We start from the raw sequence: 8681 nt of genomic DNA on the forward strand, positions 1-8681 counted from the left end.
GCGGTCACCTCAGTCACGCCGGGGATGGCGCCGACGCGGGCCTTGATCTCTTCGAAGAACGGCAGCAGCCGCTCCTGCGGATAGTTCGAAAGTTTGGGGTCGATGCTGATGTCGTAGCGGCCCTCGGTCGGGAAGCCGAAGTCGCGATGCTCGAGGTTGCGCAGGCTGAGCGCCAGCAGTGCGGCCATGCTCACCAGCACCAGCGAGAGCGCGGTCTGCGCGAGGATGAGTGTCCGCTGCGTGCGGCCCGTGCCTCCTCCGGCAACCGTGCGCGTGCCACTGCGCATGGCTTCGATCGGCTGCGTGCGCGAGGCTGACCACGCAGGCGCGATTCCGAAGATGAGGCCGGTCACGATCGATAGCCCCATCGCGAAGAAGAGCACAGGCAGCGAAGGCGTGGGATCGAACGGGGTCATGCTCGATGTGGGGAAAGCCAGCTTGAGGATGAGCTGCGCGCCGGCCCATGCAACCGCAAGACCGGCTCCCGCGCCGATGGCGCTGAGTACCAGGCTCTCCACCAGAGCGCGCTGTGCGAGGCTTGCGCGGGAAGCTCCAAGCGCCGCGCGGATGGCCGTCTGCGGGCGATTGCGCAGGCCGCGCGCCAGCAGCAGGTTGGCGAGGTTTGCGCAGGCCACCAGCAGCACGCAGCCCGATGCGGCCAGCAGCAGCGTGAGCCAGCTGCGATACTCTGTGCGATCCGGTGAAACGCCTCCGCCTCCGGGCACCAGGTGCACGATCTGCCGCGATTGCAGCGACCGCTCTTCGGGCGTCATCTCCGAGAGATGGCTGTTGAGCCACTGATGCAGCTGGGCCTGGATGCGCACTTCGAGCTGCGCGTGATCGACACCGGGCTTGAGGCGTCCGATCAGGTTGAGCCAGCCGGTGCGCGTGTCGTTGAGCCGGGATGTGGCTCCGGCGATGAGCGGCTCGGTCGAAAGCGGCAGCCAGAAGTCGGCCTGCATGTCATTGCCCATGCGCGTGCCGAAGAAGCCGGGTGGCGCGATGCCGATGACGGTGAAGGCCTGTCCGTTGATGCTGAAGGCCGCGCCTACGACCGAGGGATCGTAGCCATACTTCTGCTGCCAGGTGCGATAGCTCATCACCGCAACCGGCGGCGCGCCTTCGTCATCGTCGCTGTCGGTAAAGAGCACCCCGCGCCATGCGCGCAGGCCAAGTGCGCGGAAGTAGTTGCCGGAGACGTACTGGCCATTGCGTGCTGCAACCGGTTCACGGTCTCCGGCGCGGCGCACCGCCAGCTCGGCGTTGCCCATGCCCGTCTGATACGCGGCCAGGTCGCTGAACTCGGGATTGCGTTCGCGAAAGAAGCGATAGGCTTCATCGGAGAAGAAGTGCCACTCATCCTGCGCATAACGCGCCGAGTAGCAGCAGTCGTCCGACCCGCCGATGGCCCAGAGCTGACCCGGCTGTGGAACAGGCAGCGGCCGCAGCAGCGCCTGATCGATGAGCGTGAAGACCGCGGTGGTGGCGCCGATACCGATCGCGATAGTGAGCACGGAGGCCAGCGTGAATCCGGGTGCATGCCAGAGCTCGCGCAGCGCATGGCGCAGGTCGCGAACGAGATTGCCGAACCACGGAATGCCGGCTTCGGCGTGATAACTCTCGCGGATTGCCTCGGCGTGGCCGAAGCTCAACCGCGCCTGCCGCCGCGCTTCTTCGGGCGCCATGCCCGCGGCAAGATTCGCCTCGGTCTCGAGGGCGATGTGTGTCTCCATCTCCTCGCGCAGGCGCGCGTCTTCGCTTTTGCGCAGAAGAGTGTTGCGCAGGCGTGCCGCATAGCGGCGGATAGAGATCCTCATGCCAGCTCCTCTGCCTTTGCGGCGACAAAGCGGCCGACAATCTCCGCGGTCTGCTGCCAGCCTTCGAGTTCGGTCTTGAGCTGTTTGCGTCCGGCCTTGGTGATTTCGTAAAAGCGCGCGCGGCGGTTGTTCTCGGACGCGCCCCACTCCGAGGCGATCGCGCCCTCCTGCTCGAGGCGCAGCAGCAGGGGATAGAGCGTGCCCTGGTTGAGCGCCAGCCGGTCGCCCGAGATCTGCTCGATGCGCCGCGCAATGCCATAGCCGTGCTGCGGACCAAGCACGTCGAGGGTTTTCAGGACCATCAGGGCCAGGGTTCCCTGCTGGACGTCGGAGCGGGAGGATTTCGACACGAGCGCATTCTCCTTTTGGTATCCAAATGGAGTGTGCCACGTCTTGTTTTGGAAAGCAACAGGACAGCTGCGCGCAGGGCGGGATTGAGCGTCCGGGCCTTTCGCCTTCGGTACCCGCTCCCGGTGGTCGCGATCCGGGCTGGTAACAAGTGTGCGTCGCAAGAGCCGGGTGCCCCATGTCTCGAGTCTGAGACGTGGATTTGCAGGATTGAGATGACTGGCACATCTCACTTCAGAGAGCACAGAGGGATTCGTGCCGGTGCCTGCATCGCGTTTTCAGCGCCAAGATGCAAAGAACGCAAAGTCCGCGACTCCTCTTCTCCTTCTCTCTGTCGTTATTCGATCGGAGCAACCGCAGGTCTTTCCACTGCGCGAGACGATGGGATTGTCTCGCTGCGGTCGAGATGACAGTGCGGGTTATAGAGGCGCAAACCGATACTGAGCGGGCTGTCGCGGAATGGCTGATGCTGAAGTTGTAGGCGTGCGGCTGGCGATGTGTGTCGCATTTTGCCGCGCCCGCTGGTATCATGGAGCTACGCTCAGTTGTTTGGCGTGTGAGTCGTTCTCGCCCTCATCCAGCAAGATCGCCTGGCAATCCGTTTCCAAGCCCCTCAGCGTAATGGCCGGTTTTGTAGCACCTCCGGCCAGGCCGTCGCATGCAGTGTGTGGTTCCTGCAGGCATCGCGGCCGAAGACGCAGCGTTCGGAACAACGCCGAGGCCCGCGCTCCCAGAGCGCACCCTCTTTGAAAAGCCGGTGCCTGATACAGGAAACCTGCTCCCTTCTTCCCGACGCATTCTGAAGTATTTCGCTTCCCGGCAGGCGTGTATCTGCATGGGGAAGCCAAGCAGGCAGCGGCAGTCCGCGTGCGCACGGGAGTGTGCAGGATGAATGCGGGCAGCGCCGCGCGCTAAGGATCAAGTTGACCCAGTTTTCCGATTTTCAAATCTCGGCCGCGCTCAAGCAGCAGCTGGCCAATGCCAAGTTTGTGACCCCCACGCCGGTGCAGGCCGGCGCCATTCCTCCTGCCCTCGAAGGCAATGACGTGCTGGCCACCGCGGCCACCGGCACCGGCAAGACGCTGAGCTTCCTCATCCCCGTGATCGAGCGGATGCCCGCCGGCAAGACGCCCGTGGCTCTCGTTCTGCTGCCCACGCGCGAGCTGGCCATGCAGGTGCTCGAGCGCTACAAGCAGCTCACGCGCTCCAGCCAGGGCGCGGCGCTGGTCGTCGGCGGCATGGCGGAAGGCCCGCAGCTCGAGGCCCTGCGCCGCGGCGCGCGCCTCATCGTTGCTACCCCGGGCCGCCTCGAGGACTATCTCCAGCGCAGGCTCGTGAATCTCTCCGGCGTGAAGATGCTCGTCCTCGACGAAGTGGACCGCATGCTGGACATGGGCTTCAAGCCCGCGATCAAGCGCATCGTCGCCGCGCTCTCGCCCGAGCGTCAGACGCTCTGCTACTCGGCCACGCTGAGCGGCCAGATCAAGGAAGTCGTCCGCGACTATCTCAAGAACCCGGTTCGCGTCGAGATCGGTTCGACGATGAAGCCCTCCGACAACGTCGAGCTGCAGAGCTTCGAGGTTCCCGTCGAGAAGAAGCAGGAGCTCCTCGAGCACCTGCTCGACGCCCACGAGGGCAGCTTCCTGGTCTTCGTGCGCACCAAGCACGGTGCCGACCGCGTTGCCCGCCGCCTCTCGCGCAAGGGCCACACGGCCACGCAGATCCACGGCGACCGCTCGCAGTCGCAGCGCAACACCGCACTGCGCAGCTTCGCCGACGGCCGCAACCGCGTGCTGGTGGCCACCGACGTCGCCGCGCGCGGCATCGATGTCTCCGACGTGGCGCACGTGGTGAACTACGACATCCCGCGTGAGGCTGAAGACTTCGTGCACCGCATCGGCCGCACCGGCCGCGCCTCGGCCAAGGGCATGGCGTCGACCTTCGCTGCTCCTGACGAAACGCACCTGCTGCGCAAGATCGAGAAGACCCTGCGCATCTCGACCAAGCGCTTCAAGGTCAAGGCGAACGATACGGCTGCGGCTTCGGTTGCGGAGTAAGGCGTAGGCCAGCAGGCAGTCATAAAAGAAAGCGGCCAGTGGGATGATTCCCACTGGCCGCTTTTGCGTTTGCTTCCGTCGGTCATCGAATCGTTCCCGCTCAAGCGAAGCTTGGACGGGGCACCCATATCCTCGCTTGCACTGCGAACCGCAGATTCCTCCACTGCGCGAGAGAAGAAGCGTCTCGCTTCGGTCGGAATGACAATCGTTTTTAAACTTTTGCCTGCGCCCTAATCCAGCCGCACCAGGTAGGCCAGTCCTTCCTTCGGCTCAAGCTCGCGCTGGATCTCGTCGGCCTTCTGGCGGTCGTCGCCGGCGGGGCGGATGCGGACCCAGTGGCCGGTCGGACCCGTGAACTCGATCACGTTCGCCGTCTCGTACTTCTTCTGCAAATGCTCCTGGAGCTTTTCCGCGTCATGCTCGCTGTGGAAGGCTCCGATCTGCACGCACCAGCGGCCGCCGGTGGCGATGGGCTTCGGCGCTTCCAGCACCTCGATGCGCACCTGCGCGGTGCCGGGGCGCCATACGCCGATGGTCTTGGCTGCTCCCACCGAGAGATCGAGCACGCGATCGGGCACGAACGGGCCGCGGTCGGTCACGCGCATGGTCGCGGTCTGGCCTGTGGCCATATTCGTGACACGGATCAGCGAGCCCATGGGCAGCGTGCGGTGCGCGGCGGTTACGGCGTCCTGGTCGAAGACTTCGCCATTCGCGCCGCGACGGCGGTTATACGGAGGCCCATACCAGCTGGCCATGCCCACTTCGCTATAAATCACCTGCCCCGGAACGAATCCCGGAGTCGCCGTTGGCGCGGTGGCCATCCCGGTCGCGTTCGACGGGGGATAAGCAGGCTGCTGCGGGTAGCTGGCCGGTGGCGGGGGCGGCACGTAGACGGCCTGCTGGTGATGGCCGCATCCGGCGAGCCAAAGCGTGGATGTTGCGGCCAAGGCCGCCAGTCGTAGTCGAAAAGAAGAATTCACCATGCTAGCGATTTCCATGCTCCCAGCGGTCGGCCAGCTCGGTCAGCTTCGTGGAGGCGATGCGCATGGCCTTGAGCGAGTTCCGGCGTACATCCGGCACGACCTCGTCATTCAGGTAGGCGATGATGCGCTTCAGCTCTTCCTCAATGCGCGGAAGCGCCTCATTTACTTTGTCGTCAACCCTGCGGCCGAAGTTCTCGAAGCCGCTCTTCCTTTGTTCGTCCATGGCTGTATCGCCTCTCCGCAGGCAGGGTGCAGGGACAGTATCGGTGGCCGCATAAGACGAAAGCAATGCGTGCGAGACCTATGGTGCCGAAGGAGTTACCTCACGGCTCGGCTGGAGGCGCTTCGCACCTTCTGTAACCGTCCATACATCTTTCCGCGGAAATTTCTTGTCTAACGGGTGTGCAGCTGTCTCAGGAGGCAATCCTGGGGAGCGATTTCCCGGGATGGGCAGCCGCCGCAAAGATGGTTACTTCGGAAATACACGAAAGAATCGGATGACTTTTACAAAAGCACGCTGCTTCTCTGCGGTTTGTCTTGCCCTGGTAGGTTCGCTGGTTGCAGCGGCGCAGGTCCAGGTTCCGGATCACAATCCGGATCTTGATTCCGCCCCGGCCCAGAGTCAGGCTCAAAGCCAGCCGCAAAGCTCCCCCCAGAACAATAACCCCCTGCCCGATGCGCCGGCCCCGCCGCACGCGTCGCAGACCGCGCCGCTTTACGCGCAGAGCAAATGGCATGGTGTGGTCGATCCCGGCCAACCCTACAAGCCGCTGAACACGGGCGAAAAGCTGGCCTTCTGGCTGCATGAGGAGACGAGCCCGACGAGCCTGGTTCCGGCTTTCTTCTCTGCAGGATATGGGCAGCTGACAGGCGGCGATCCCAAGTTCGGCGTCGATTCAGGAGCCTTCGGTGAGCGTCTCGGCGCGGCGGCTCTGAATGAGGCCAGCATGCGCTTCTTCTCGGACAGCTTGCTGCCCACGCTGATGCATACCGATCCGCGCTACTTCCGCATGGGCTCGGGCCCGGCCGGCACGCGAGCGCTCTGGGCGGTCGAGCGGCTGGTCATCGACCAGAACGATAAGGGCAAGCGGGTCCCGAATTACTCCGATCTTGGCGGACGACTCGCCGCTTCGACGCTCGCTCTGACCTACTATCCGTCGGAAAGCGTGAACGCCACGGTCGTCATGCGCACCTGGGGAACGTCGCTGGCCGGCGCTGCGGCGAACAACCTCTTCCTCGAGTTCTGGCCGGATATTCGCGATGCCGCGTTTCATCATGGGCGAAAATCGCGCCGCTGGCTGCGCCAGCATCCGGGACAGCAATAGGCCAGTCGGATACTTGCACTTGCTCTAACCGCCTCTTTATCCGTAGAGGCAGGCGCAGTTTCGAGAGAATTCATCGCGCTGCGAGTGTCAGCGAGTACCATGGCTGCCATGTCCGGCCTGAAGAAGCTCACAGCCTTGCTGTTCGTCCTTGTTCTTCTGTCGCTCGCCGCATCAGCGGAAGGAGCGCAGGACCAACCGGCTCCACTCTCCATCGTCGTGGATACGACATGCAGAATTCAGCCTGAATCCGATCCGTCGATTCTCGGCCGTCACCGGCACGCTTTTCGAGATGGAGCCATTTGCCATCTTGAAAGCGTGCTGACTTCTCACCATATCGAGGAGAAGATTGCGGATGGCAAGCGAACCCGGTACTTTGTCCGTGTTGCGGAGCAGGAGTACATCCTGGAGAACCCTACCGACGGGCCGGCTGTTTTTACTATCCGGCATGCCGTTCCTGCCAACTGGCAGGTGGACTCCGATCCGCCCCCCGCTCGTATGGATGGTGCCACCGCGATATTCCTGGCTAACTCGGCGCCGGGGCAGCGAGTGCGGCTGCATGTGGGCATGCACCGGAACTATCCCGCGAAATAAGACAGGCCTCCCGGTACCTCACCATCGCGTGATGGAGGATACCGGGAGGCCTTGGCTTTATGTGCTCTTACTTGGTGTGCAGCTGCTTGACGTCGCGCACCGCGCCGCGGGCGGCGTTGCTGGTGAGTGCCGCATACGCCTGCAGAGCGGGTGAGACGACGCGTTCGCGGCTGGCCGGTTTCCACGCCTTCGCGCCACGTGCGTTCATGGCTGCGCGGCGAGCCTCCAGCACTTCATCGCTGAGGTCGAGCTGGATCAGGCGATTGGGGATGTCGATCTGGATGGGATCGCCGTCCTCGATGAGTCCGATCAGGCCACCTTCGGCTGCTTCCGGCGAGATGTGGCCGATCGAAAGCCCCGAGCTGCCGCCCGAGAAGCGGCCGTCGGTGATGAGCGCGCAGAGTTTGCCCAGGCCCTTCGACTTCAGGTAGCTGGTCGGGTAGAGCATCTCCTGCATGCCGGGTCCGCCCTTCGGGCCCTCATAGCGCACGACCACCACATCGCCCGCGACCACCTTGTCGTTGAGGATGCCGTCCATCGCGTCTTCCTGGCTCTCGAAGACGATGGCCTTGCCGTGATGCACGAGGTTCGAGGGATCGACACCCGCGGTCTTCACGATGCAGCCCTCAGGCGCGATATTGCCGAAGAGGATGGCGAGGCCACCGTCCTTGCTGAAGGCGTGTTCGGCGGAGCGGATGACGCCCTTCTCGCGATCCTTGTCCGTCTCGTCCCAGCGGGCCGACTGCGAGAAGGCCTGCTGCGTGGGGACGTTGCCGGGAGCGGCGCGATAGAACGTGTCGACCGACTCTTCCTTGCTGCGAATGATGTCCCAGCCGTCGAGCGCGTCGCCGAGCGTGGCTGCGTGGATGGTGGATGTGTTGGCCTGGATGAGACCGGCGCGGTCGAGCTCGCCGACGATGGCCATCACGCCACCGGCGCGGTGTACATCTTCCATGTGAACATCGCTCTTGGCGGGCGCGACCTTGCAGAGGCAGGGCACCTTGCGCGAGAGGCGGTCGATGTCCGCCATGGTGAAGTCCACTTCGCCTTCGATGGCGGCAGCCAGCAGGTGCAGCACCGTGTTCGTCGAGCCGCCCATGGCGATATCGAGGCTCATGGCGTTTTCAAAAGCTTCGCGCGTCGCGATATTGCGCGGCAGCACGCTGGCGTCGTCCTGCTCGTACCAGCGCTTCGCCAAATCGACGGCGACGTGCCCGGCGCGGCGGAAGAGCTGCTCGCGGTCGGAGTGCGTGGCCAGCACCGAGCCGTTGCCCGGCAGCGCAAGGCCAAGAGCCTCGGTCAGGCAGTTCATCGAGTTCGCCGTGAACATGCCGGAACAGGATCCGCAGGTGGGACAGGCCGAGCGCTCGATGACGGCGACTTCCTCATCCGAATAATGAATGTCGGCAGCCGAGACGATCGCGTCGATCAGGTCGAAGGCCTGCTTCTTTTCCTTGATGACGGCCTTGCCCGCCTCCATGGGGCCGCCAGAGACGAAGACCGCGGGGATGTTGAGGCGCATGGCGGCCATCAGCATGCCGGGGGTGATCTTGTCGCAGT

Annotated in this window: 8 protein-coding genes; 3 read left to right on the forward strand and 5 right to left on the reverse strand. The window is 64.0% G+C overall.

Annotated elements, in window-relative coordinates; translation table 11 throughout:
- The coding region (locus tag QM649_RS19765; RefSeq protein WP_415200796.1) for an ABC transporter permease at nucleotides 1-1817 on the reverse strand (1817 nt) is incomplete at its 3' end.
- Nucleotides 1814-2167: a PadR family transcriptional regulator gene (locus QM649_RS19770; RefSeq protein ID WP_415200797.1), complete on the reverse strand. Its 354-nt coding sequence runs from the start codon at nucleotides 2165-2167 to the stop codon at nucleotides 1814-1816. The genes QM649_RS19765 and QM649_RS19770, both read right to left, overlap by 4 nt.
- Nucleotides 2168-3088: 921 nt before the next feature.
- Here QM649_RS19770 and QM649_RS19775 point away from each other — a divergent pair.
- Nucleotides 3089-4222, forward strand: a complete 1134-nt coding sequence (locus QM649_RS19775; RefSeq protein WP_415200798.1) for a DEAD/DEAH box helicase — start codon at nucleotides 3089-3091, stop codon at nucleotides 4220-4222.
- A gap of 230 nt (nucleotides 4223-4452) precedes the next feature.
- Here QM649_RS19775 and QM649_RS19780 read toward each other — a convergent pair whose 3' ends face one another.
- Entirely contained in the window at nucleotides 4453-5205 is a 753-nt protein-coding gene (locus QM649_RS19780) for a septal ring lytic transglycosylase RlpA family protein (protein ID WP_415200799.1), read from the reverse strand.
- A gap of 1 nt (nucleotide 5206) precedes the next feature.
- Nucleotides 5207-5428, reverse strand: coding sequence for a hypothetical protein (locus QM649_RS19785; RefSeq protein ID WP_415200800.1), 222 nt, complete (start codon nucleotides 5426-5428; stop codon nucleotides 5207-5209).
- Between the two features lie 274 nt (nucleotides 5429-5702).
- On the opposite strand from QM649_RS19785, the gene QM649_RS19790 reads away from it, so the two are divergent.
- Entirely contained in the window at nucleotides 5703-6530 is an 828-nt protein-coding gene (locus tag QM649_RS19790; RefSeq protein ID WP_415200801.1) for a hypothetical protein, read from the forward strand.
- Between the two features lie 99 nt (nucleotides 6531-6629).
- Nucleotides 6630-7121: a hypothetical protein gene (locus QM649_RS19795; RefSeq protein WP_415200802.1), complete on the forward strand. Its 492-nt coding sequence runs from the start codon at nucleotides 6630-6632 to the stop codon at nucleotides 7119-7121.
- A gap of 67 nt (nucleotides 7122-7188) precedes the next feature.
- Here the strand turns inward: QM649_RS19795 and ilvD are convergent.
- Nucleotides 7189-8681 (reverse strand): dihydroxy-acid dehydratase (gene ilvD, locus QM649_RS19800; RefSeq protein WP_415200803.1); only part of this gene is annotated, 1493 nt, incomplete at its 5' end.

The organism is Silvibacterium sp. (assembly GCF_047605705.1).
In the GTDB taxonomy this organism is placed as follows: Bacteria; Acidobacteriota; Terriglobia; order Terriglobales; family Acidobacteriaceae; genus Silvibacterium.